At 43.8% G+C, this 26,730-nt stretch carries 10 protein-coding genes; 4 read left to right on the top strand and 6 right to left on the bottom strand.

Translation table 11 applies throughout. From position 1 onward, the window contains the following. Positions 1–52: 52 nt before the first annotated feature. Positions 53–643 carry an RNA polymerase sigma factor gene (locus BLU80_RS04300; protein WP_091393952.1) on the bottom strand — a complete coding sequence of 197 codons (591 nt, stop codon included), beginning with the start codon at positions 641–643 and terminating at the stop codon, positions 53–55. 289 nt (positions 644–932) lie between these two features. Here BLU80_RS04300 and uvrA point away from each other — a divergent pair, with 289 nt between their 5' ends. The 3 genes from uvrA to BLU80_RS04285 all read left to right on the top strand — a co-directional run bounded on the left by uvrA (position 933) and on the right by BLU80_RS04285 (position 7,163). After that, the gene (gene uvrA / locus BLU80_RS04295; RefSeq protein WP_317042134.1) at positions 933–3,866 is read left to right on the top strand and encodes an excinuclease ABC subunit UvrA; all 2,934 of its coding nucleotides are present in this window, start codon (positions 933–935) and stop codon (positions 3,864–3,866) included. A gap of 136 nt (positions 3,867–4,002) precedes the next feature. Continuing rightward, the gene (locus BLU80_RS04290) at positions 4,003–5,406 is read left to right on the top strand and encodes an MBL fold metallo-hydrolase RNA specificity domain-containing protein (RefSeq protein ID WP_091393949.1); all 1,404 of its coding nucleotides are present in this window, start codon (positions 4,003–4,005) and stop codon (positions 5,404–5,406) included. Positions 5,407–5,711: 305 nt separating this feature from the next. Then, a complete protein-coding gene (locus BLU80_RS04285; protein WP_091393946.1) occupies positions 5,712–7,163 on the top strand; it encodes an APC family permease in 1,452 nt (483 codons plus the stop codon). Positions 7,164–7,213: 50 nt separating this feature from the next. Here BLU80_RS04285 and BLU80_RS04280 read toward each other — a convergent pair whose 3' ends face one another. Both BLU80_RS04280 and BLU80_RS04275 read right to left on the bottom strand, forming a co-directional pair. After that, entirely contained in the window at positions 7,214–9,418 is a 2,205-nt protein-coding gene (locus BLU80_RS04280) for a TonB-dependent receptor (RefSeq protein ID WP_091393942.1), read from the bottom strand. Between the two features lie 46 nt (positions 9,419–9,464). Further along, complete coding sequence (locus tag BLU80_RS04275) at positions 9,465–11,177, bottom strand: NAD(P)H-hydrate dehydratase (protein ID WP_091393939.1); 1,713 nt, start codon at positions 11,175–11,177, stop codon at positions 9,465–9,467. 247 nt (positions 11,178–11,424) lie between these two features. On the opposite strand from BLU80_RS04275, the gene BLU80_RS04270 reads away from it, so the two are divergent. Next, complete coding sequence (locus BLU80_RS04270; RefSeq protein ID WP_091393935.1) at positions 11,425–11,976, top strand: hypothetical protein; 552 nt, start codon at positions 11,425–11,427, stop codon at positions 11,974–11,976. A 94-nt stretch (positions 11,977–12,070) separates the two neighbouring features. On the opposite strand, the gene dnaE is transcribed toward BLU80_RS04270, so the two are convergent. From dnaE to BLU80_RS04255, 3 genes are all read right to left on the bottom strand, one after another. Next, entirely contained in the window at positions 12,071–15,739 is a 3,669-nt protein-coding gene (gene dnaE / locus BLU80_RS04265; protein WP_091393932.1) for a DNA polymerase III subunit alpha, read from the bottom strand. A 241-nt stretch (positions 15,740–15,980) separates the two neighbouring features. Next, the gene (locus tag BLU80_RS04260; protein WP_091393929.1) at positions 15,981–25,022 is read right to left on the bottom strand and encodes a glycoside hydrolase family 94 protein; all 9,042 of its coding nucleotides are present in this window, start codon (positions 25,020–25,022) and stop codon (positions 15,981–15,983) included. Positions 25,023–25,449: 427 nt separating this feature from the next. Beyond that, positions 25,450–26,718 carry a nucleoside permease gene (locus tag BLU80_RS04255; RefSeq protein WP_091393926.1) on the bottom strand — a complete coding sequence of 423 codons (1,269 nt, stop codon included), beginning with the start codon at positions 26,716–26,718 and terminating at the stop codon, positions 25,450–25,452. Positions 26,719–26,730: the final 12 nt, after the last annotated feature.

Below are 26,730 nucleotides of genomic sequence, written 5' to 3'. Positions count from 1 at the left end.
TGCAAATTTTTTAAGGAATCTGCAGTTAGTACATGGATACCTGGAAATCCGGTTATAATTCTATCTGATGGGTTGCCATTAATTTGCGGAGATTTAATAAACCGTAACGCATCCGGCCCAGTGCTGTGTTAATACTGCAATCCGTCAGTTTTGCTATTTCCTTAAAGCTCATATCTCCATAGTGACGCAGTACAAGGACCTCTCTTTGGCTGGCGGGCAGATGATCCAGCAGGCGATTAACGGTCTGATATGTCTCCTGTTTGATTCTTTCTGTTTCGGCATTTTCGTTATGATGAATGCCCATGACATCAAAGATGTCCCGCATGTTATTTTGATCGGTGGCGACAAAAGGGGCTCTTTTGACCCTGCGAAAATGGTCTACACACAGGTTATGGGCGATACGCATAATCCAGGGAAGTACTTTCCCCTCCTCATTGTAACGGCCACTTCGTAGTGTGTCAATAACGCGAATAAAAGTTTCCTGGAAGATATCTTCTGCCAGATACTTATCCTTTACTAAAAAGAAAATGGAAGTGTAAATTTTCTCTTTATACTTCTCAATTAGTTGCTCCAAGGCGTTCAGGTCGCCTCTTTGGAATCTGGATACTAATTGAGTATCCAGTGGGTATTCATTATTACTCATGGTTAGTTCACTTAGCTGGATCTCGGCAGCAGTTCTCAATTTCTGGTATTAGCAGCCTTGTTCCAAATGAATTATTTTAGTTCAGAGTAAAAATGCTCAATAGGCGTATAAAGTTTTAACAGGACAAAAATAAGGAATTTGTTAAATAATGTCCAAATCAAATCCCTCTTTTTTTTTATTTTACATATACGTGTTTTAACATGGGTGATGTGATTTGGGATGACTTGCTACATTTTTACGAAAATATTTATTTTTTAATCCCTTTTGATTAGTAACTTTATGCTTAATTATGCAAACCGAGAAACCATCCATTCGTAAGAAATCCGCTGAAAACGTGGTCAGTAAGGAAAAATCTGCCGTAAATGCGATCCGTAGTAAGAAGGAAAATAAAGCCGCTCAAGAAATAGAGGATATTCAGCAAATGGAGGTCCTGGCCAGTAAGCGTCAGGATATATTTATCAAAGGAGCCCGTACCCATAATCTGAAAAATGTCTCGGTAGCCCTTCCCAGGAATAAGTTAATTGTGGTTACGGGTGTTTCCGGTAGTGGAAAGTCTTCCTTGACCATTGACACGCTATTTGCCGAGGGCCAAAGACGTTATGCGGAAAGTCTCAATGCCTACGTAAGACAATTTATGGCCCGAATGGATAAACCGGATGTCGATTATATTAAGGGCTTATGTCCGGCGATTGCCATTGAACAAAAAGTAACCACCCGGTCACCCCGATCTACGGTAGGCTCCATGACGGAAATCTATGATTACCTAAGATTACTTTATGCCAGAGTCGGCGTTACTATTTCCCCGGTCAGTGGTCAGGAGGTTAAAAAAGAGGACGTGGCAGATGTGCTTAAAGCGGTAGGAAATGCACCTGATGGTTCCAGAATTTATATATTAAGTCCTTTTAAACAGCATAGTGGCAGAGATCTGAGAGAGGAAATGGATATTCTGATTCAAAAAGGCTTTTCCAGAATCAGTTTACAGCAAACAAACGGCAGTAGCGAGCTTGTAGTCCTGGAAGAACTATTGCAGCAGTCAGACAGCGCCATTAAAAAGAAGCTCGCAAAAAAAGGAGTTTTTGTGCTGATCGATCGTATTAAGAAAAGAGATTTTGACGAGCAGGATATCCACCGCATGACGGATTCCATTGAAACAGCCTTCTATGAAGGTGAAGATTTGATGTCCTTATTGGTGGAACAAACATTGCTTAGCTTCAGCCGTAAATTTGAACTGGATGGAATTGTTTTTGAGCAGCCGGTACCTAATTTGTTTTCCTTTAATAATCCCTATGGAGCCTGCCCGACTTGCGAAGGCTTTGGTCAGGTGCTGGGTATTGATAAGGATCTGGTTATCCCGGATCAGCGACTCAGCGTCTTTGAAGGAGCTGTAGCGCCCTGGAAGGGGGAAAAATTGGTCTGGTGGAAAAAGCAGTTTATTAAAAATGCGCATAAGTTTGATTTTCCGATTCACAAACCTTACCAGGAATTGAATGCGGCACAGAAAAGATCTTTATGGAATGGTGATGTCGATGCTTATGGTATCAATGACTTTTTTAAGGATGTGCAGCAAAATCTCTATAAAATCCAATTCCGCGTATTACAAAGCAGATACCGGGGACGTACGGATTGTCCGGATTGCGAAGGCTACCGCCTCAGACCGGAAGCGCTCTATGTAAAACTCGGCGGATTACATATCGGGGAACTCTGCCGTATGCCGGTTGCGGACTTAAAACCCTGGCTGGACCAGATGATCTTGACCCTGAGTGATACACAACAAAAAATCGCAGCCAGGCTGCTCATTGAGCTTCAGCAAAGGATGCAGACTTTACTGGATGTAGGTCTGGGATATCTGACCCTGGAGCGTATGGCTAACACGCTTAGTGGCGGCGAAAGCCAGCGTATCCAACTAACCAGAAGCCTGGGCAGTAATCTTACCAATTCTCTCTATATTCTGGATGAGCCATCCATAGGATTGCATCCAAGGGATACGGACAGGTTGATTGGCGTATTAAAACAATTAAAATCCCTGGGTAATACCATTGTCGTCGTTGAGCATGATGAAATGATTATGCGCCAGGCGGATTATATTATTGATATGGGCCCGCTTGCCGCTCATTTAGGGGGTGAAGTAATTGCAAAGGGAACAGCTGCAGAGCTGATGGAAAACCCTAAAAGCCTTACAGGGCAATACCTGAGCGGAGATTTGTCCATAGAAGCACCCAAAAAAGTGCGTTCCTTTACCAACAGCATCCAGGTAAAAGGTGCCAGGCAGAATAATTTGAAAAATATTGATGTACAGTTTCCCTTAAATGTCATGTGCGTGGTGACAGGTGTTTCCGGTAGTGGAAAAACCACCCTGGTTAAGCAGATCCTCTATCCCGGCATCATGAAACAAAAAAGTGGTACCGCAGAAAAAGTGGGGTTGCATCAATCCATTACCGGCGATCTTTCACAGATACAGACCGTGGAAATAGTCGATCAGAATCCCATTGGCAAGTCCTCCCGAAGTAATCCGGTGACTTATATTAAAGCATATGATGAGATTCGTCAATTATTTGCTAAACAGTACCTGGCCAAAGTCAGAGGCTTTACTGCCGGTTTTTTTTCTTTTAATGTAGATGGCGGGCGCTGCGATGCCTGTAAGGGTGAAGGGGAACAAACGGTTGAAATGCAGTTTCTGGCCGATGTGCATCTGCTCTGCGATGTTTGCAAAGGAAAAAGGTTCAAGCAAGAGGTACTGGAGGTGACTTATAAGGAAAAAAGTATTCACGATATTTTGGAAATGAGTGTAGATGAAGCCATTGAATTTTTTAGTGAAGAGAAAGGCCTCTCGGCTGCTTTAGAACCGTTAAGACAAGTGGGGCTTGGTTATATTAAGCTGGGACAGCCTTCCAATACATTAAGTGGCGGTGAGGCGCAAAGAGTAAAACTGGCCAGTTTTTTAAGCAAAAATAAACCTACGGCTCCTACCCTGTTTATTTTTGATGAACCTACAACCGGTCTTCATTTTCACGATATTCGTAAGCTTTTGGACGCTTTTAACGCCTTAATCAATCAGGGGCACTCTCTGATTATCATCGAACACAATACGGACGTAATTAAATCCGCTGACTGGGTCATTGATCTGGGGCCGGAAGCCGGGGCCGATGGCGGCCATCTGGTTTTTGCCGGTACCCCACAGGCGCTCAAAAAAGTTGCTGGTAGTTATACCGGAAAGTATCTCTAAAATATCCTATATTTAAACTGGAATTAAGAAAAACAGAACGGGCCTTGTATGTCTGAGCGGCAATTTGATATTCAGCATAGCAGTATCCGGTATGCCGATGTCCGTTTATATTCAATAACCTAAAAGCAATGTATATATGAATCTTAGTTTTCATGGAGCAGCCAGAATTGTTACCGGTTCAAAACATTTAATTGAATTAAAAAACGGCAAGCAAATACTGCTGGATTGCGGGATGTTTCAGGGAATGGGCAAGGAAACCGACCAATTGAATGCGGAGTTTGGTTTTGATCCCACCAAGATTACCTATATGTTCCTCTCCCACGCCCATATTGATCATACAGGATTGATTCCTAAACTGATCAAAGATGGTTATCAGGGAAAGATCTATTGTACCGCAGGAACAAAGGATTTGGCGGCTATCCTGCTTAGGGATTCCGCTAAAATCCAGATGGATGACGCCAAATATTTTAATAAGCGCCGGGCTAAACAACATTTGCCACCTGTGGAGGCCTTGTATGATGACCAGGATGCGGAAAACGCGATTCCCCATTTAACTGCCGTTGATTATGACAAGTGGTTTAAAGTAGATGATCAGATTGAGGTCCTTTTTGAGGATGCAGGCCATATTATTGGCAGTGCATCGGTTCATGTAAGAATCACGGAGGATGGTAAAACAGAGCAGATTTCCTTTAGTGGTGATGTAGGCCGTTACCGGGATATTATATTAAAATCTCCCCAGACTTTTCCACAGGCGGATTATATAATTATTGAAAGCACCTATGGCAATAGTCTGCATGATGATGTTTTTAATACGCCCGAACAACTGCTTGGATTTGTTCAGAAGACCTGCGTGGAGAAAAAAGGTAAACTGATAATTCCTGCCTTTAGCGTAGGCCGTACGCAGGAGTTGTTGTATTTTTTGAATCAGCTTTCTAATGAAAGAGTGTTGCCTAAAGTACCTGTTTATGTGGACAGCCCGCTAAGCCGTGAGGCCACTAAGGTGACGGAGATGCATGAAGAAGGTTTTAATAAAAGGATCAGAAAAATGATGGAAACCGATGATGACCCTTTTGATTTTGAAGGGCTTCATTTTATTCAATCGGTCGAGGAAAGTAAGGCACTTAATGATAACCATCAGCCGATGGTTATTATTTCTGCCAGTGGAATGGCAGACGCGGGAAGAGTACAGCATCATATTTTGAATAATATTCTGGATCCCAGAAATACGATTCTTATTGTAGGTTACTGTGAACCGCATTCATTGGGCGGCAGGCTGATGCGTGGTGCCCAGCAAGTGCGTATCTATGGAGATGACTATGATGTGAAAGCAGAAGTTGGTGTTATGCGCAGCATGAGCGCCCATGGTGATTATGATGATCTAAGCCAGTTTTTAGCCTGTCAGAATCCGGCCGCTGTTAAAATGGTTTTTATCGTTCATGGAGAATATGATGTACAGCAGGATTTTCAAAAAAGCCTTCAGAAAAAAGGATTTAAAGAAGTCTATATTCCGGATATGCATCAGCAGTTTAATCTGCTGTAAAAACCTGTTTGCAACAAGTACGTTTTATAAAAACAGCAAAGCCGCGTCGCAGTATAAGCACGTGGCTTTGCTGTTTTTAATCGTTTTTTATTCAAGGAGATGATTTTTGCCAGAATTTAGCGTCATTTATAGCTAAATTACTTATCTTAGCTGCTCATGGTAGGGCACTCTGATGTGCCTTTTATTTTAATCAGCCCTGTCCCAATTTGGGGCACCTCGGGTGTCCGGGACTTTATTTCATCAGGGCCATTCCCTTTTTGCATCTGCAATTTCGTTTTTGTTTCAGGGAATAATACATTTTTGTTATGGAAAATAATCAGCAGGACGCACCCCGTCAAGGTGCGCTGGTTCGGTCTTTTGGGCTGAAAATGGCCATTATCATTGTAATGAGCGCGATTATCGGATCCGGCGTATTTAAAAAAGTCGCGCCCATGTCTCAGGTCTTATACGAGCCATGGCTGGTGGTGCTGGCCTGGGTATTGTCTGGGATAATTATTCTTTTCGGTGTATTTAGCATCGCTGAACTGGGCACCATGTTTCCTAGGTCCGGGGGCCCTTTCGCCTGGCTGGAGGAGGTCTATGGGAAATTAATCTCTTTTTTATATGGTTGGTCTTGTTTTACGGTGATTCAGACGGCGGCCATCTCTTCTGTCGCCTTTGTATTTGCAGGAGCGCTGGCTAGTTTTGTTCCCTTACCTCATTTGCCTCATGCCGTTGAACAGATTTCTATCGCAGGTCTTACTCCATTTTCAAATTTTGGGGGCAAACTGGTGGCCAGTCTTTTAATCATTTTATTGACTTTAGTGAATATCAGGGGAACTAAAAAAGGAGGACATGTAAGTCTGGTCTTCACCTTTTTAATAACCCTGGCTATTTTAATCATCGTTTGTCTGGCTTTTGGATCCTCGGTGGGAAACGTGGAAACCTTAAAATCGGTTAGTCAATTGATGCCAACGGAAGGTTTTACTTTTCTGACCTTTATTACTGCCATGTTTATCGCCATGCGGCATGCATTCTGGGGATATGAAGGCTGGGTAGCACTTGGATTTATATCCGAAGAACTCCACCAGCCTAAAAAGAATTTACCCAGGGCCATGATTATCGGTATTGTTCTGATTATTATTTTATATGCGCTTCTGAATGCGGCTTATTTGTATGTGCTGCCCATTGATGAGTTACTGGCCGCTGTAAACCTGAATGAAAATAGCATTGCTGCAGTGGTCGTCGTAGATAAATTAGTGGGAAGTACAGGGGTGTATGTGGTGAGTGGCATGATACTGATTTCAACCTTTGGATGCACGAATGCAACCATATTGCTCTCCTCAAGAATTTATTATGCGATGGCAGGTAACGGTCTGTTTTTTAAAAGCGCGGCAAAGTGTCATCCAAAACGAAATACACCTGCAAATGCACTGCTGTATCAAGGCATCTGGGGCGTAATATTGGTTTTCTCTGGTTCTTTTGATTTGTTGACGGATTTATTGATTATAGCGGCTTTTGTCTTTTATGGCCTCATTGTCCTGGGGGTTATTGTCCTGAGAATACGAAAGCCGGCCTTACCAAGGCCCTATAGAACCTGGGGATATCCTCTGGTTCCCTGGATCTTTTTACTGTTTTGTTGTACGCTGCTGGTGGTTTCTGTGGTAGAATCTCCGGTTAAATCCATGATAGGATTTTGTCTCATATTTTCGGGGCTGCCTTTTTATTATTATTGGAACAATAAAATGGAAAAAGGTGGACTGCATAAGCCTTCCTAAACCAGGTCCTGGGGCGGTTATGCAGACAATAATTTTTTTGGAATCATTTTCTAAAACCAAATAGACAGACCGGCGTAATAGTTCCTTTTTGGTGCCGGGTTGAAGTAACGGCCACCATAGGCGTTAATATCATTGCCCAGACTATAATGCTGATTTAAAATATTATCTAAGCCGCTATATAAATCTACTGTAAGAGACTGCCAGGAAAACCGGTAACCCATCTTAGCCTGCCATAGCTGATAGCCGTCCTGGTAAATAGTGCTGGCATCATTTAACGGAATGGAACTGGTCGCATTTATCAGGGTATTCAGATAGATCCCATTATGAGCCGTTAGTTCCACACTAACTACTGCTATATTTTGGGGAACACCTGTTAAAGGGTGCCCCTGATAGTTTTGATCCTCCTGCTGATAATTTAAAAAACGATAAGGTTGATAGCTATAACTGCCGCTGATGGTAATCTGATGAATCAGTGAATGACTTTTGGACGAAGTTTCCGACAGCAGCGGTGTTTTTATAAACAGCTCTGCTCCCGCTTGCCTGGTAGAGCCCGCATTGACAAAATATTCGCTACTTTGCGCATCGACTCTGCGGACGATGGCGTTTTTGAGCGTAAAGTGGTAGATACTGCCGGAAATTGCAAGTTTTGTTCCTGGTATAATCCCTTTAATACCTCCTTCCAGATTCCAGCCACTTTCCGGCTGGAGCGCTTTTTCAAATCGACCGTCAGAGGGATGTAGCTCTGCGATGGTAGGTGTAGAAAACCCCTTGGCCAGGGATGCGAACAATGCGACGCCTGGTTGCCATTCGTAGGTCAGGCCTAATTTAGGCGACCACTGGTATTTTGTTGAGGCGCTTTGCATGGAATTGAAATCCGGGTCAGATAATCTTTGGTAGTTGATGTGCTGCCGGTTGGTACTGATACCTGCCTGCAGGTGCCATTTTTGAAAAAGGCTCATCTGGTATTGGATAAAATAGGTATAGTTCTCAATGGTCAACCGGTCTTTATACTGAAGCGTGTCTGGGATGCCAGATCTATTAGCGTAGTTATCAATATGATAATGGCCAGACATCCATTCCATGCCAGCAAGCAGTTGCCAGCTTAAAAGAGTGCTGTTTAGATGGTCCTGCCATGAAAATACCGTCCTTGCGCCATCGTTTAATTCTTTTCTTTTCTCGTAATTACTGGTAAAAGGATTTTTAAAATCAGTATAACTAAAAACAACGCCGGTCTCATTTTGGAGCCGTGATCCCAGGGCCGTTTTTAATTGTAGTCCCGTCCAGAGCGTTTTGTTAAATATGGCTGCTTTTTGACGCACCGCCAGCGCATAGGCCGTTGTGTCGGATTCCCACTGGCCTTTGGTAATACCGCCCGGTGTCTGGTAATGTAAATTGCTGTAGAAGCTGCTTACGCGGACCTCCGTTTTCGAAGACAGCCGGTAGCGGCCACTATAATGAATGACAGTTTGGTTTAAAGTGTCCTGATCTCTAGCGCCGTTTGAATGAAAAAAATTACCGCCTACCTGACTAAATCCCTTTTTGCCGAAGTGTGTCCAGCCGGCCACCGGATGTATCCTGCCATAGCTGCCACCCGTATAACTGAAATGATATTTGTTGATTGTACTGTCGGTGTAGGTATCCAATGAGTGGAGTAATACAGCGCCGCCTGTACCTGCTCCATATAGGCTGCCGGCGGGTCCTTTGATAATTTCTGCTGAAGACAGCTGATCCGGCAAGAGTGATTGAAGATAGGTGTTCCCTCCTGCATCCGTGAGCGGCATCCCGTCCAGATAAAATTTGACCCCTCTTATGCCATAAGGCGACCGTAATAGACTGCCTCTTATGGAAAGTCTGAGACTACCGGGGGAACGTTGTTCAAGTCTGACTCCGGGTGCAGTATTCAATGCGCTGAGTAAGGAGCTGTTATCCAGTAATTGAAGGGTGGACCGATCCAGAGAAAAAATGGAGGCAGCAATATCTGAACCGTCTCCCCTGCCCTGAAAAGCGGTGATCGTTACGGGAAGCAGATGTGGTGTTAATGTATCAATGGGTATTAATGAGTCATGAACAATGGCTTTTTTTATATCTATTGAGGGGGTATGTCCGTGCCTCTGGGCAATGCCCCTTGTCGGGATTGAAAAAAGAAAGGCCAGCGTAGTCGTGAGCAGCCAAAAAAATAGAACCCTGTGGCTACAAGTACTACCTACCGGTCCGTTTTTACTTTTCCAGTTCCACATTATTTTTTTAATGGCCATGGTTTAAAAATACGCATAAGGTGCGTGTTTGGGCAAAACTGCCATATTATTTTAAATGGAGCTTTTTGCGGTATTTAACCAGCTTTCTAAAGACTTTTTGCAGACCCTGAATCAAATCTTCTGCAATCAAAGACTCCGGACTTGCTTTTTTGATATATAAATCTGCGGATAGCCCGTGAATATATACTCCGAGAATTGCCGCATCCCTGGGTGGGACTCCTTGGGCTAACAAAGAGGTGATGATACCAGTGAGCACATCTCCGCTGCCAGCTGTTGCCATACCGGCATTGCCTGTTAAATTATAATTTATTTTGCCTTCCGGTCCGCAAATAGCGGTATGATGGCCTTTCAGTACAATGACTAATTGCCATTTTTGCGCCATCTCGCTGGCCAGATTCACCTGATCCATGCTATTGTCAGAAGGCCCGAAAAGTCTTTTAAACTCACCGGGGTGCGGGGTTAAAATGCTGTTTTTAGGTAAGAGGGTAAGGTATTTGTCAGGATCCGTTGCCATAATATTTAATGCATCCGCATCAAGCAATACCGGCGCTTGTACGTTTTTTAGAAAATCATATAGTGCGCTGGCAGATTCCGGGTGGGTATCCATGCCGGGCCCCAGGCCGTAGGTGGCATTTTTGACAGGGTTTATTGCTGCAACATAACTTTCTCCTGCCGGTTCAAACATCGATTCAGGGGTCAGCGTTTGCAGGATTTCATAGCCGCATTTGGGTGCCTGAATAAATACTTTGCCGACACCAGTTCTGAGCGCAGACATGGCTGACAGGCCGATTGCCCCTATTTTACCATAACTGCCACCAACAAGCACGGCGGTTCCAAAACTGCCTTTGTGCCCAAATGGCCGGCAAGACCTTGGCTGATACCTTCTGACAGCAGCCCTTAAGTCAACAGCCAGAAAACGGGTGCGCTCCATATGTGCATAAACAGGGCAAAGGCCAATATCAAGGATTTTTATTTTACCGACATATTTGGCGGCCTCCTCATGCATAAAACTTCTTTTATACGTCTGAAAGCTAAGCGTATAATCGGCCCTGACAATTATAGGCGGAATAGATTTTAATGCATCTGTCCTTCCTTCCGCAGCAGCAGTTGGCTCCATAGGCAATTGATCCGGACTCAGGCCGCTGGGTAAGTCAATGGATATTGTTTTTCTGCGCCGGTATTTGCGCTCACCATGCGAATAGTCATTGATTGCCTGAATACCGAGCTGCGTTACCAGATGCGCTTTATTGCGGGGGTCCTGAAGGACTTTTAGGGCTGTTGACGCGCCGGGGTTGACTCCTGTGCCCAGTACTGAATCAATAATAATGCGGGCACCGGACTGCTCCATGGACTTCATTAAAAAGTCTAGCAGCTTTTGCAGCCCCTCATGAGTAAAGTCAGTGTGTTGACGGATTGTTTCTTGTAGCCTTATAAATTGTAATGCCTCCTTTTTAAAATCCTTTTCAATTAACTGCCATTGATCCAGCGCCCCGCCCCGGAAGGTAGCCGGATCCGCTAATAATATAATCGTAACTGTACGGCCTTTTAAAAGCAGGTGACGGCCAATGACCAACCCATCTCCCCCATTTCCTCCTTTCCCGCAGATAATACAAAAGTTACTGTCCTTGGAGAACTTTTGTAGAAGCCAATGGGCTGCGCAGTCTCCTGCCCTTTGCATCAACTTCGTTTGGGAGATTTGCTGACGCTCCATGGTGGCTGCATCCCATTTATTTATTTGTTCAGCGTTAAATATTTTCATGATTATTGCTTATAACGATTAGCTGCGTTATCAGGTAAAGGTAAGAAAAAGTTTCAGGGGTTTTCGCAATTCAGGTAAGCTGAATGGGAGCGTCAAGTTGCTATCAGTTATTAAAAACTTTAATCATCCCAAATAGACCATGATAAAGTAATTGATGTATTAAGAAATGATTTAATTTATTAGTGCCTGAATGAATGGAACATCTTATATTTGCTTATAAAACATCTTTAACCTCCTATTGAATCCTATGAAAAAGCATTTGAAATTATTAGGTGCCTTTGCACTTTTTTCCATACTGGTAATCTCCTGCAGTAAGGATGACAGCGGACCGGGTAGTGTCAGCGGAACCTGGACTTTTGGAGACTATACATATACCAGGGCTACTTCAACTCAGGGTAATGAAGAGACTTCAGGGATTTATGCCATTGTTATGGTGGCAACTGGTGGTGACGGCGGAAATTTCGGAGACTTTTCAGGTAGTGCAATGTCTTTTATATTCCCCAGTGCGCTTGGAGCGGGAGAATATAAACTTGCCACCAACGAAGAAATGCAGGCCAGTTATAAAACAAAAAAACTGATGGACATCCAATGTCAGATCGGGCTTGCGGGATCAAATGGTTCTACACTATATGAAAGTAGCCTGGCTACTGGAGGCACAGCCAATGTCACGATTGACAAGGATGGTAAATATCATATCACCATTAAAAAACCGGCAACTTTAAAAAAATGGGTGGAGTTGGAAGGCGGAGTCTCTGGTGCTAAAGACAGCTATGAACTGAAGGTCAATGATCTTTATTAAACCAGCGCAAAGAGTCCTGTTTAGCGTATAGTGATTTTAAATGGAGGGCATGATTGAAACCACCCCTCCATTTAAAATGGGTAATACCTATGTGTTATCCGGCCAGACTCACCTGAACACGGATATCAGGATGGCTGTTTAAATAATCAATCAGTTCGTCATTTAAGGTGACACCCTGTCCCAGTGTATACATACTGACGGAGCTTTCATCCTGGAAATCTAATATATTGAATTTCAGCTGAGCAGATCCCGGGTATTTAACCATGTTTGCTTCCAGGAAATTGACCAGTTCATCTGTTACCTGTTGCAAGGGCAATTCCATGTCCAGAGATTTGGGCATCGAATTTTTAAGTGAATCCAAAAGGCTGATGGAAGTGATTTTAAACTCATATTGTCCCGCATTAAATCTTTGTTTAAAATGCCCGGTAACACAGAGCATCAGACCTGCTTCAATGAAGTTTTTAAAATTTAAATAGTCTTCCCGCCAGAGCATGAGTTCTGTTTTCCCTGAATAGTCTTCCAATGCCAGAACGCCAAAATCCATTCCTTTTTTAGTCTGGCGGTGTTGAGCCCCTACTACCATGCCGGCGAGTCGGATATTACTGGTTCTTGGATTTTCATCCAGCCGCATCGTTTCAAAATCACTGATGTGCATCATATTAAAATGCTTCATTTCAAAACGGTAATTATCCAGTGGATGACCGCTGATATAAATCCCTGTTACATCTTTTTCATGCTCCAGTTTCTCAATAAGGGACCAGGGCTCTGAAGGTAAAATTTTGGGCGTAGCTATTTCTGGCATGGTGGCCTCTCCAAATAAGCTTCCCATCGAACTCTGTTTACTGGTTTGTACTACATTCCCGAATTTAATGATTCTTTCCAGGTTGTTAACCACTTCGCCTGTCTGGATGGCAAAGTATTGTCCTCTGTGCATTTGTTCAAAACAGTCAAATGCACCGGCATATACCAGGCTTTCAATCGCTTTTTTATTGACCGTTCTTTGATTAATACGTTGAATAAAATCAAAGATATCCTTGAAAGGGCCGTTTTGATCTCTTTCTTCAATAATGCTGTCAATGGCTGCATCACCGATGCCTTTCAGTCCGCCAAAACCAAAACGGATCTCACCTTTCGCATTCACCCCAAAACCTTTTTGTGATTCATTGATGTCACAGCCCAGCACCACCAGGCCCATTCTTTTACATTCCTCCATAAAGAAGGTTATTTTTTCAATGGCACCGGCATGGTTTAAAATCGCTGCCATGTATTCACTGGGATAATGGGCCTTTAAATAAGCCGTCTGATAGGCTACAAAGGCATAACAGGTAGAGTGAGATTTATTAAAGGCATACTGTGCAAAAGCCTCCCAGTCTTTCCAGATTTTATCCAGTTTGTCCACCGGATGTCCTTTTTTGGTGGCTCCTTCCACAAATTGGGCCTTCATCTTGTTTAGAACGGCTATTTGTTTTTTACCCATAGCCTTTCGTAAAACGTCCGCATCTCCCTTGGAAAACCCCGCCAGTTTTTGAGACAGAAGCATGACCTGTTCCTGATAGACGGTAATACCATAGGTATCCGCCAGATATTCTTCCATTTCCGGAAGGTCATAGGTGATTTCCTGTTCCCCGTGTTTACGTTTGATAAAGTCAGGGATATAGGCAATCGGGCCCGGACGATACAGGGCGTTCATGGCTATAAGATCAGCGAAAACGTCGGGCTTGAGTTCTCTTAAATTCTTTTGCATCCCGGCACTTTCAAACTGAAAGATGGCATTGGTTTCACCTTTCTGGAAAATTTCAAAGGTTTTTTCGTCATCCAGAGAGATATAATCTATCTCAATGTCAATATTGTAATTTTGCTTGATCAGTCCCAGTGCTGTCTTGATAATGGAAAGGTTTCTGAGTCCTAAAAAGTCCATTTTGATGACCCCGGCTGATTCAATGCTACTGCCTTCAATCTGAGTTACCCAAAGGTCAGAGTCTTTGGCTACTGATACAGGAACCAGTTCTGTCAGGTCTTTAGGGGCAATGATGATACCTGCGGCATGTATACCTGTATTACGGACACTGCCTTCCAGCCTCTCTGCTTCGTGAAGCACCTGAGCCCGCAGGTCATCTCCCGCATAAATTTCCCGGATTCTTTTGATGTTTTCTATATCTTCCGGCTGATAACCTTCTTTTTCTTCCAGGGATTTTTGCCCGTCCTTGGCTTCAGCCGCAGTGATAGGCGCCTTAAGTACTCTTCCCAGTTTGGTGCCGGGTTTATCGGGCACCAGTTTAGCCAGGGCATTGGATTCGGACAGGGGCAGGTCCAGTACGCGTGCAACGTCTTTGATGGACATTTTGGCCGCCATGGTGCCGTAAGTGATAATCTGGGCAACCTGCTGTTTTGAATACTTTTCTACTACATAGTTAATCACTTTCTGGCGTCCTTCATCATCAAAGTCGGTGTCGATATCCGGCATGGATTTACGGTCCGGATTTAAAAAACGCTCAAACAGTAAATTATATTTAATCGGGTCAATATTAGTAATGCCGATACAATAGGCTACCACGCTTCCGGCAGCTGATCCACGGCCTGGTCCGATAAAGACCCCAAGATCCCGTCCGGCCTTGATAAAGTCACTTACAATCAAAAAGTAACCGGCAAATCCCATTGTTTTAATGGTGAACAGCTCAAAATCCAGTCGCTCCCGGATCTCTTCCGTAATCTCACTATAGCGTTGTCTGGCTCCCTCATAGGTCAGATAGTGAAGGAAATTCCACTGATTAATATTGCTGTCATTTGTTGTTTTAAATTCCTCAGGAATCGGGAAGGCCGGTAAAAGAATGTCTTTTTTTAAATTCAGTACATCTATTTTATCAACGATGGCCTGTGTGTTTTCTAGTGACTGGGGGATGTCCTTAAAGACCTGCTCCATTTCTGCAGTAGTCTTAAAATAAAACTGATCATTTGGAAACTTAAAACGTCTGTTTTTTATGATCACGTCATCATTGACAAAGTCATCAAAACCGGGCGTTGTCTGTTTCTCCCCGGTATTGATACAAAGTAAAATGTCATGTGCATTGGCATCTTCCTGATTGGTATAATGGCTGTCGTTGGTACATATGACCGGAACTCCATATTTTTCCGCAAGTTTCAGCAGCACGATATTTACTTTATCCTGGTCAGGAATGTTATGGCGCTGTAATTCTACATAGTAATCATCTCCAAACAAATCCAACCACCATTTGAACTCTTTTTCTCCGGCCTCTTCACCATGCATTAAAATAGCCTGAGGCACACTGGCACCCAGACAACAGGTAGTGGCAATTAATCCTTCATGATGCTTGCTGATCAGTTGTTTATCTACTCTGGGGTATTTGCTGTACATCCCTTCGATAAATCCCATTGAGGTCAGTTTAATCAAATTGCGGTAGCCCAGCTCGTTTTTAGCCAGTAGTATCTGATGGAAGCGCTTGTCCTTTTTTTCTTTGGTAAAGGTTTTCTGGAACCGGTCTTCAACGACGTACAGTTCACAGCCGACTATCGGTTTAATTTTTGGTGTCAGAATATCTTTGCCGTTTTCATCTTTACCGATTACTTTGGTATTATTCCAAGCCTGCGCCACAAATTCAAAGGCTCCAAACATATTGCCGTGGTCAGTTAATGCCAGGGCGTTCATGCCGTCTGACTCCGCTTTTTTATATAGACTGCCAATAGAGGCGGCTCCGTCTAATAAAGAGAATTGGGAATGAACGTGCAAATGAGAAAACTGTGGCATATGATTACTTGACTTTAGCGTTATTTTTAAGGTTCCGACTCTGGGATGACTGGACAAATTTCGCTAAAAAAAGAGGAAGAAAAAAGCTAAATAACCCTATTGGGGATAACTAAACTATTTTGTTTTATCCTATATATAACTTTCCCTTTTAGAATAAATTACAGATGAAAATGGGGTGTATATAAAGGCACCTGCCATTACCTGGCAGGGCCTCCGAATACAACTTTGTACAGTTTAGCCATTAACTGACAAAGACCTGGTGCGTCTGGCCATCATCTGTCAACACTACGTAAGGGGTGTCCTGAGGTTGCCCGTCCAGTGAATACTTTGTGAGTCCTTCCTTTGGTCTTTGTGTATCTTGCAGGTTGATTTCTATCTCAAATACCGACTTGCCAAACCGGTAATCTACCTTAAACCCTTTCCAGTTGCCAGGAACAGCGGGCTTAAAACTTAACTGATTCCCACTGCGCCTTATGCCCAGAATAAAACGGAACATAAACTGCTGCATCCAGCCTGCACTACCCGTATACCAGGTCCACCCTCCTCTGCCTCTGTGCTGAGGAGAATTATATACGTCGGCTGCCATGACATAAGGCTCAACTTTATATATTTCCACACCCTGACGTGTCATGGTATGGGCAATAGGATTAATCATATTAAAGAGCTCCCACACCTTATCATGGTGTCCCATTTCGGCAAAAGCCATCATGGCCCAGATGGCGGCGTGAGTGTATTGTCCTCCGTTTTCCCGAACGCCAGGTGCATACCCTTTAATATATCCCGGGTTTAAATCGGATTTGTCAAATGCCGGGTCCAGTAGCAGGATTACACCCTCTTTAGGACGGATCAGATGTTCTGCCAAAGATTGTAATGCTGTTTGTTTTTTATCCGGTCCTCCTGCACCCGATAAAATGGACCAGCTTTGTGCAATAGAATCAATTTTACATTCCGGGTTCTGATGAGATCCCAAAGGAGTGCCGTCATCAAAATAGGCTCTTCTGTACCAATTCCCGTCCCAGCCGTGCTGATTGAGGTTGGTTTTTAGCTTTTCAGCTTCCATCTGACAAAGCTGGACTGTTTTTGAATCCATAACGCGGTGTGCAATTTCTTTAAACTGCATCAGCACACTATAAAGGAAAAACCCCAGCCAGATACTTTCTCCCTTACCCTTTTCTCCTACTTTATCCATCCCGTCGTTCCAGTCCCCTGTTCCCATTAATGGAAGTCCGTGCAGGCCCATCCTTAGTCCATGGTTGATGGCTTTTATACAGTGCTGATACAGACTTTCTCTGTCCTCTGTAATAACGGGCAAATCATAATAGGAGTCTTCTCCCGGATTAAGCGGACGGCCATCCAGATAAGTCACCTGCTCCTCTAAAATCGCTTCATCTCCTGTTGTAAATACATATTGAGCCACGACAAAGGGCAACCAAAGATAATCGTCAGAACAATGTGTTCGGACACCTCTTCCTTGTGGTGGATGCCACCAGTGTTGGACGTCTCCTTGTCTGAATTGTCGGGAGGCTGATAATAGAATTTGTGTTTTAGCGATATCAGACCTGGTATTTAGAAGGGCCATGACATCCTGCAACTGATCTCTGAATCCGAAGGCTCCTCCGGACTGATAATAGCCGCTTCTGCCCCATATACGACAACTCAGCGTCTGATAAGTCAACCAGCCGCCTGAAAGAAAATTAAGGGCAGCATCCGGTGTCGTAATCTTAGTTTGTCCCAAAATCAGATTCCAGTTTTCATGCACTTGACTTAAGGCCTGTTGGATAAATTCTAAGTTTTGCGTTTTTTCAATGAAGGATAAGGCTTCCTGTTTATCCTGAGCTGCACCCAGGCAAAAATGAAGTTCTATTTCCTGGTCGCTGTATAATTGAACGGGGGTTTGTAATGCCCCACAAGGGTCCAGGCCTGCTCCCGTTTTGCCGGAGAGTCTGGTACGCCGTAGACCAGCCGGATTTGTTAGGGATCCAAGACGGCCGATAAAGGCTTCCCTGTCGGCCGTTATACTATAGTTTTGCGCAATACTGCCAATACTATAAAAAGCTACGGCATTGGGATAACTGCTGCTATAACGGTTATAAGCCAGAATCGCCGGCTGATCAGGCACCTTTTCCGTTACGATATAAGGCGCTGTTTTGCCGGGATAATCTCCCAAGACCCATTGTACATAGCCTGTAACGGATAGCTTTCTGTCTTTGCCACTGATATTTTTTAGTTTCAGCCATTGATAGCGTACCGGTAAGTTTTTATCCACAAATACCCAAAGTTCACTTGAAATACCGTTTTCTGTATGAGCAAAAACAGTATACCCAAATCCGTGGCGGGTGATAAAATCCCCTTTGCCCGTGGCAGGCAGAGGCGTCGGTGACCAGATCTGTCCGGTCTGTTCATCGCGGATATACAAAGCTTCTGCCTGATTATCCTGTACCGGATCATTCATCCATGGGCTGAGCCTGTATTCATGCGCATTTCCATACCATGTATAGCAGCTGCCGCTTTCTGTGATAACGCAGCCAAGTTGTTCGCTGGCGATCACATTGGACCAGGGCATCGGTGTTCTCAGTGCAGCGGAGGTACGGATAATATATTCTTTTCCATCTTTGGTGAAACCACCTAGTCCGTTGTTAAAGACAAGGCCATTAGGCAGGAGCTTTCTGGTAGAGATAATTGTCTTATCCTGCCGGGTGCCCGACTCCATGGCTGGCTCTAATACAGGTGGCAGTAATTTAGGCTTTTGGGCTTGAAGAATCTGCTTTTCAAGGCTACCTAGTTGATCATCGATGATAATTCTGGCAACGGTCTGCATTAAAATTCGATCCTCTGTGGGTATTTGATCCGCACTTCTCAGATAAATTCCACCATACTGCTGGTTAATGGAAACACTTCCTGCCAGGGCAATCAGACTCTGAATCTGTTCATGCAGATCTTGCCTGTAAGAACCAAAATTTTCATTCCAGATAATCAAATCTGCTTTAATTCCTTTTAATCGCCAGTAGGTATGTGCATTGATGAGTTGACGAATCAGCTGAATATTTTCTTCGCTTTGCACTCTTAACAGCACAATGGGTAGGTCTCCTGAAATAGAATAAGCCCAAAGACCGGACTGCGTCTTATAATTACTGGCAATAATGCTGGGTGCCGCCCTGAATTGTTCATTTGGATATAGAATAAAACTTGCCATTTTACTATAAAGTTTGGCTTCCTGCTCGGTAGCATTGATTTGACGCAGCAGCACCTGACTATGGGTCCAGGATAATTCGAAAGCTCTGTTTTTTAGATGGCGGTCCTGGTATTTATCCAGTAAAGCCTGACAGGTCTCTTTTTGGGCGGCAACTCCGATGATTAAATCGATGGTGGCAGTATGTCCTGCTTTTAGTTCAAAAGTCCTTCTAATGGCAACAATAGGATCCAATACGGATCCTTCTGTATTGGACAGCATGCCTGGTTTGTCCAGCGCAATTGGGCGCGTTGTATTTCTTCCACGGCCTATAAACCTGGCTCTGTCCGTTTCGTAGGATATGGTGGCGTTCTGCATGCCTGTACCGTTTAAGGACATCAGATGAAACATCCAAGGAGGCATTTCATCTGCGGATCTGGATCTTCTGGTACATAAAATGGCCTCCTGCTGCTTTAGGATGGCTGTTTCCACAAAGAGATTACTGAAAGCAGGGTGCGCTTCATCTGCATTTTGAGGGGCCAATACAACTTCGCTGTAACTTGTGACTTCCAAGGTCTTAACCGAACTGCCCCTATTGGTAATACGGATTCTTCTGACTTCCACATTATCCTCAGGGGACACAACAATTTCTGTTCTTGTCTCAATGGTATCATCTTTTCTTCTGAATTCTGCATGTCCCTGAGAAAAAACAGCTTCATATAAGTCGGTAGTACCACCTACCGGTTGATAGGTATTGGACCAATACGCCCCTTGTTCAATATCCTTAATATAGCAAAAAGTGCCCCAGTTATCCATTGTGCCGTCTTCCCGCCAACGGTTAACGGCCAGATCATTGAGTCTGCTATAGCCCCCTCCTGCATTAGAGACCATTACATGGTAATGACCATTGGAAAGAAGTTTGATTTCTGGATGTCTGGTAAACGGTGTTCTTATAATTTCAATGCTGGACGGCTCGGTAACAGGGCCCGTTTGTGCATTATCCGGGGTATGTGCATAGAAAATTGTGGCCTTAGGAATTTTCTCCTGAAGTAATAATAAAGAGGATTGTAAGGCCGGATCTGTCTCAAATCTTCTTTGCATCCGGGCCTGTCTTAATACACAAGCCAGCGCTAAAAATCCCATGCCCTGATGATGGACCATAAAGGAGCGGATAATCGCCTGATCGGCTCCTCTGGGAAGTCTGCTTTTGGTATAATCAATGGCTTCGTAGAAACCAAACTCACCGGTGTAACCTTTTTCAGCCATTACTTGTAAATTGTTGGTCGCAGCTGAAGGCCGGATCATCAGCGCCAGCATAGTAGCATAAGGTGCAATAACCAGGTCCTCTCCCAGCCCTCTTTTAAGGCCTAACCCCGGTACGCCGAATGCCTTGTATTGATAATTTAAACTGGCATCTACGGCATTATATCCGGATTCAGAAATACCCCAAGGTACATTTTGACTGCCGGCAAATGCCATCTGTCTTTTGATGAGGCCTTTACTGGTTTGTTCTATCAGGGTATTTTCATAAGTAGGCATTACCAGCTGAGGCATCAGGTATTCAAACATAGAACCACTCCAGGATAATAAGACGGGAGTTTTGCCGACGCCCGTAAGTAATCTGCCTAATGCAAACCAACTGTCCTGTGGAATCTTCCCTTGTGCGATGGCGACATATATGCCCAGTCTCGCTTCCGAGGCAAGCAGGTCATAATAGCTTTTATCCGCCTGTCCTTCCTGCACGTTATAGCCAATTCTGAGTAAATGTTTTTCTTTATCATATAAAAAGCTATAGTCCATATCCGAGAGCCTTTCTGATATATCGGAGAGGTCTACCGCAGTTGCGATTAACCGGCTTGCTGCCAGACTGCCGGCCTGTATGTCATTCCATAAGTCAGAGACGCTGTACGCTCCCTGAATGGAATTGGAAGTTATAGCGGGCGACTCTGATTTTAAAAAATGATCCTGCCTGTTAATGGTCTGTTTTTTTGGGTAATTCTTGATTTTGATTAAGGAGGCGTTTTGCAGAAGCCATGGATGATTTTGCGTGATTTTCTCTTGCTCCAGTTGGGATATACTGTCCAGCCTGGCTATCCAAGGTGTCGTAGTGTCCATCAGCTCGACCAGACTTTCCAGCTCCTGGTGCATCCTGGTAGCACCGGATGTAGGGAGTACTTGCAAGGGGCTTGCATGGGCGTCGCTGCCCGTCTCATGGAGCTTAGCGGTCGCCTCCGTGATGTGCGGCTGGGGTGCACTGGCTTTATTGTTTTCGATTTTATTTAATTTGCGTTCTGCCGATTGTTCTACAGGTGTTTTCTGGGACTCGACAAAGGTCTTTGATAAAGCCAGTAGTTCTCTAAAGCTTCGATAATAAAATAATAAATTATGATGATGTGAAGCGACGTTTATAATAGCTGACTGCAGCTTACCTTCTAATTCATAATAGTATTTTTTATAGGATTTATCACGCTGTTCTTTTGCTTTTTTATTTACGGAGTCTCCGGTCGCGCGGAGCAGTTGTCCTCCCAATGAATCAAGTTCCATTTGTAAGGTATCCAGCAGGCCCTGGAAGACCTGCTGCGTAATTAACGGTTCATAACTCAGTTGTAACAGACCCTGCCTGAGGGTAATTAAGTGCCCTGCCAGATTGCCACTGTCTACAGCAGAAATATAGCGAGGCGGCAAGGGCGTTAAGGTCAGCGTATCATACCAGTTATAAAAATGTCCCTGATACCTTTCCAGGTTATCCATGGAATGCAGCGTATCCCTGGTACGGCTCAGCAGGTTAGACACAGTTATATAGCCAAAATCATAGGCTGATAAAGACGCGAGTAACGAGAGTCCCATGTTCGTCGGAGATGTTCTGTGGGCGATGACACTTCTGGGTTCCTGTTGAAAGTTATCCGGGGGTAAAAAATTCTCTTCCTTGGTGACAAATGTCTCAAAAAAGGCCCAGGTTTTCCGACTGATTCGATGCAGAAAAGCAAGTTGTTCAGCGGACAGCGTCTCTGTATTTTGTTTTTTAGGCTGATTGGTTCGCCAGACCAGTGCCGGAGCAAGCGCCCATAAAAGTAAAACCGGAAGGGCTACCAAAAATGAATCCAGTGATATCTGATAGAGAAAAACGCCTATAATCAATGCTGCTGCAGGAGCCGTCCACATAGCGGTATAAACACCGGAAAGTGTGGGGCGCTTTCTTTTTTTTAACAGGCCGGAAGGCGTCCATTGGAGCAAATGTTTTTTGCTGATGGTCATACGCCACAGGGTTCGGCCAATACCGTCCAGGTGCTGCCAGGCCTCAAAAGGCAGACAGGCAATGTAGAACAGTTCAATTAAAAAATTCTCCCAGGTCTTCCAGGCAAACTCCCTTAGATGTGGTTTCATATCCACATCTTTAGGTTTGTGCACTAAATGCCAGACAGAATTGAGTAGAATCGGAATAACAAAAACGGCAATAACGCAAGTGGTCCAAAGCCAGGGATAGGGCAATAAAAGCCATCCTATACATAGTAAAATAACCAGGGAAGGAGCGACTAAAGATCTTCTGAGATTATCAGCGATTTTCCATTTAGAGAGGCCGGATAAAGGGTTTTTCCGTAAACGGCCTTCTTTGTCCGGAGCCCACGCAAAGGCCCAGCTGGCAATTTGCCAGTCTCCCCTGATCCAGCGGTGCTGCCTGGCCATATCCAGTAAATACCTGTCAGGATAGTCTTCCAAGAGCGCAACATCACTGATGAGGCCACTGCGTAAATAACATCCCTCCAGCAAGTCATGACTCAGAATACGGTTGTCTGGAAAACGGCCGCTTAGTGCTTTTTCAAAAACATCCACCTGATAGATGCCTTTGCCGATAAAACTACCTTCGGCATATAAATCCTGATAAACATCTGAACTTACACGTGTATAGGGATCCAGGCCTGAATCCATGCTATGCATTCTGACAAATAGAGAATCATCTGATTTGGGTAGCGATACAGCCACCCTGGGTTGTAAAATCCCATGACCGGCAACCACCCTGCCCTTGGTTAAATCATACAAAGGTCGGTTTAACGGATGAGCCATTGTGGCGATCATCTGTGCTGCGGACTGTCTGGGTAGCTTTGTGTCGGCATCTAAAGTGATGACGTATTTTATGGGTGGCAATAACTGGACACCACCCGTGATATGTGCAAAAAGATCAGCATAAAGATGCTCTGATGGCTGGCCCTCTTTGATATCAACTGAAGACGAAATTGCTTCGGAGTCACTTTTTTGTTTTTTAAGACGAAGCAGTAGCTGATTAAGTATGCCTAGTTTTCCTCTTTTTCTCTCCCACCCCATCCAAACTTTTTCAGCCTCTGACCATTGTCTATTGCGGATAAATAAATAGAAAATATCAGGCTCTTGCTGATCTGGTGAACTGTATTTTTTATTAAGTGCCTCAATGTTTTTAACTGCATGTTGTAATAAGGCCTGATCTTCCTGCAATACCGCCTTGTCTGCGTCCCTGTAATCTGCCACTAAACTATAAAAAATGTTTATATGAGGATTAGCCAGATAGCGTACTTCTAACGCTTCCACGAGCTCTTCTATACTGCTTAAGCTTGTGAGCATGCATGGAACAGCCACCAGGGTGGCCTCGGATTGCGGAATCCCATTGTTAAAATTCATTTTGGGTAGTAGTCTCGGCTTGACCGTTCTGGTAACCACCCAATTGGCTAGGGCTATGGCCAGTTGACTGGCACCAATAAAACTTAAGATAAAAACAAGAAGGATAATACCATAATGAACCTGATGACGATAAGCAAAAATGGAGACCAGGAAACAAAAAACAAGGGTACAAATAAATGTTCCTCCACTGTAATAAAATAGCCGGTGTCCTCCGATTAAGCCTTTTAGCTGATCTGAAAAACGCTTGGCCATACGGGCTTCCTTGCGAGTCTGTTCTACCCCTTTGTCAATGAGATAATAGCCAACATGTCTTTTTCTGTAGTCTTCTTTGTTTTCTTTGCTGTTATTAGCGAGTTTGATGGCAATTGCAGCGATATCGGATTCCGGTAAGGGGCTTTTCTGCGCAATTGATTCAATGACGTGGCGATAACTGTCTCTGGTTGTAAAATCCATACTCGCATACACTTCGTCACTTTTTAAAATCCGGTCCACAGAACTGATGCTTTCCACAAAATCCCGCCATTCTGTAGTCCTTAGCAGTCGTAGACTTTCTATGCTATTACGCATGGATACCTGATCAGCAGCCTGGGATTGATTTTCCATATGAATCAACTCAGAGCTGGTATAACCAGTCTCGACCAGTTGTTGGTCTATCCAGCTTAGAGGCAAAGATAAACCGGCTCCTTTTCCCTGTAGCCGTCTAGTAAATTCTGCTACAAAGGAGCTGGATAGAACGGGACCTGTTCTCGCCATATCTGCTACTGTCAGAATAATGTCTTTGGGATGGGTCTCTGCCTCATCCAACAGCTTTCCGGCCCAATATCCGGCCATATTCTGATCAATACGGTCCAGCGCTATACTGACCGCTACCCTTCTTAAGTTTTCTATGAGGGCCAGTCTTAACATAATGGGGATAGCCCATAGCTCTCCCAGCGTAAGATTGTCCTGTTTCTGGTAGGCATTAATAAAACTGCTGAGATTCATCAGATCTACTCTCCCATCACTATGGGAGATGATTTCCAGCGCAATGTCATAGACCCGTGGAAAGCCGGCACTGGGTCCCGAAAGCAAATGAGGAAGATTTTGGCTGTAGCCTTTAGGTAAATGTTTGCGACCGGTAGAAATCTGTTCTTCAATCAGATAAAAGTTATCCAACAACCATTCGCTGGCAGGAGTTAATGGTAGTTTGTCTCTTACTGCACTGACCAGCAGATCCCGGACCTGAATTAAAACGTCTTCATTTTTATCCAGCCTTTTAAGGAGCTTATCGCTGTTTTTCCCATTCATGACCCGATGAGCGGCAGCGACCTTGGCGCCATGCTTTTGCATTTGCCAGGTGCTGAACAGGGCGGCTCTTAAAGGCTGTTCTTCTTTATAGGTCTTTTTAAGGACGTTTTCTCCTTGAAAATATGAGCGCATACGCAGCAGTAACCCGCTGCCGGATGTAGAAATCTTTTTTTTCATTTGCCTCCTTTTTATTACAGAACTGAACTTCCATTTCGTGTTCGGTAAACGGAATCGTACTGCAAATACTGTGTGTGGTTCTCAGCCTAATGGGTAGATAGGATAATTTTCTAGAGATTAAAGGCTGGGGACGGTACAAATCATTATCTATACAGCTAAAATGCACTGTATAAATAATTAATTTAGTGAAATTTACGAAAGATTTTGAAGATTGGCAAGGTAGATGGATAGATTAACAATTTATGTCAACTGCTTTGTTAAGTTTTGTGTCCGTTTATCCACAATTTGAGTACATTATTACTTTAGATAACCATTTTAAAATTATGCAAATGAATTGATTAATAGACAGACATGTTCAAAGGACAATGCCAGGCAATAAAAAAAAATTGCCTGGCATTGTCCTTTGAATGATGAGGTTACTTTTGATTTAATGAGGAGCCTTGAGCAACACCTCCTGTTGACTAGCAGTAAGAGGTTTTCCTTTAAAAATAAAGGGGAAGATCAAAGCCAGTATTAAAGCGTAGGCTGCAAAGGTCATCCAGATGCCAAACCACTGTTTAGAACCGTCGGGATTGGTAAAAAAGTGATCAATTAGAACACCGCTTCCATAGCTGCCCAGCAGGGCGCCAAAACCGTTTACCATCATCATAAATAAACCCTGGGCAGATCCTCTGATGCCTGGGTCTGTTTGCGTCTCTATAAACAGAGATCCAGAAATATTAAAAAAGTCAAAGGCCATACCATAGATGATGCAGGAGAGAATAATCATCCATAGGCCTTCCTGGGGATTGCCCATACCGAGCAGCCCGAATCTGAGCACCCAGGCCACCATACTAATCAGCATCACGTATTTGATGCCAAATCGTTTTAAGAAAAAAGGGATGGCCAATATAAACAGTGTCTCAGAAATCTGAGATATGGACATGATAATAGCTGGATACTTAACAGCTAGACTGTCTTTATAAGCTGCAATATCAGCAAAATCGTGAATATAGGTGTCTCCATATGCGTTGGTCAGTTGCAGAGCGGCGCCCAACAACATGGCAAAAAAGAAAAAGATAGCGAGATTTTTATCTTTGAAGAGTTTAAATGCATTTAGTCCCAGTGCTTCTGAAAAACTTTTCCCTTTTGTGTCCCTGCCAAGTGGTGGGCAATTGGGTAAACTAAAGGCATAGATTCCCAATAAAAATGAAGTGCCGCTGGCAATATAAAACTGATTGGCAGAGGCTTCATTATGAGAAAGGCTAACAACCCATAAAGCAGCAATAAACCCGATGGTGCCCCAGATTCTAATGGGCGGGTAATCTTTTACCACGTCCAGATTTTCTTTTTTTAATGCATTATAAGCGACCGTAATGGATAATGAAATTGTCGGCATGTAAAAAATCATGTTCACCAATAATACCCAGAAGAAAAGTGCAGGACTTCCGATGGAAGGTATTAGCAATAATGTACATCCTCCTAATAGATGCATGAAACCATACATTTTTTGTGCAGGAATAAAACGGTCGACAATGATACCTGTAATTGCAGGCATAAACACAGATGCAATGCCCATGGTGGAAAAAATGGCCCCGAATTCTGTACTGGACCAGTGTTTATTCTGGAACCAATATACAGCAATGGTAATCAACCAAGATCCCCAGATAAAATACTGGAGAAAATTCATAAAAATCAACCGCAGCTTAATTCCCATAATTCAAATAAT

The sequence above is a fragment of the Arachidicoccus rhizosphaerae genome (assembly GCF_900107765.1).
Classification (GTDB): Bacteria; Bacteroidota; Bacteroidia; order Chitinophagales; family Chitinophagaceae; genus Arachidicoccus; species Arachidicoccus rhizosphaerae.
The sequence above is the reverse complement of the archived record's forward strand: the minus strand, read 5'-3'. Positions and strand labels throughout refer to the sequence as shown.

Excerpts from the sequence above, each read along its gene's own strand:
- BLU80_RS04300 (WP_091393952.1), bottom strand. The coding sequence starts at position 643 with ATGAGTAATAATGAATACCCACTGGATACTCAATTAGTATCCAGATTC.
- uvrA (WP_317042134.1), top strand. The coding sequence starts at position 933 with ATGCAAACCGAGAAACCATCCATTCGTAAGAAATCCGCTGAAAACGTG.
- BLU80_RS04290 (WP_091393949.1), top strand. The coding sequence starts at position 4,003 with ATGAATCTTAGTTTTCATGGAGCAGCCAGAATTGTTACCGGTTCAAAA.
- BLU80_RS04285 (WP_091393946.1), top strand. The coding sequence starts at position 5,712 with ATGGAAAATAATCAGCAGGACGCACCCCGTCAAGGTGCGCTGGTTCGG.
- BLU80_RS04280 (WP_091393942.1), bottom strand. The coding sequence starts at position 9,418 with ATGGCCATTAAAAAAATAATGTGGAACTGGAAAAGTAAAAACGGACCG.
- BLU80_RS04275 (WP_091393939.1), bottom strand. The coding sequence starts at position 11,177 with ATGAAAATATTTAACGCTGAACAAATAAATAAATGGGATGCAGCCACC.
- BLU80_RS04270 (WP_091393935.1), top strand. The coding sequence starts at position 11,425 with ATGAAAAAGCATTTGAAATTATTAGGTGCCTTTGCACTTTTTTCCATA.
- dnaE (WP_091393932.1), bottom strand. The coding sequence starts at position 15,739 with ATGCCACAGTTTTCTCATTTGCACGTTCATTCCCAATTCTCTTTATTA.
- BLU80_RS04260 (WP_091393929.1), bottom strand. The coding sequence starts at position 25,022 with ATGAAAAAAAAGATTTCTACATCCGGCAGCGGGTTACTGCTGCGTATG.
- BLU80_RS04255 (WP_091393926.1), bottom strand. The coding sequence starts at position 26,718 with ATGGGAATTAAGCTGCGGTTGATTTTTATGAATTTTCTCCAGTATTTT.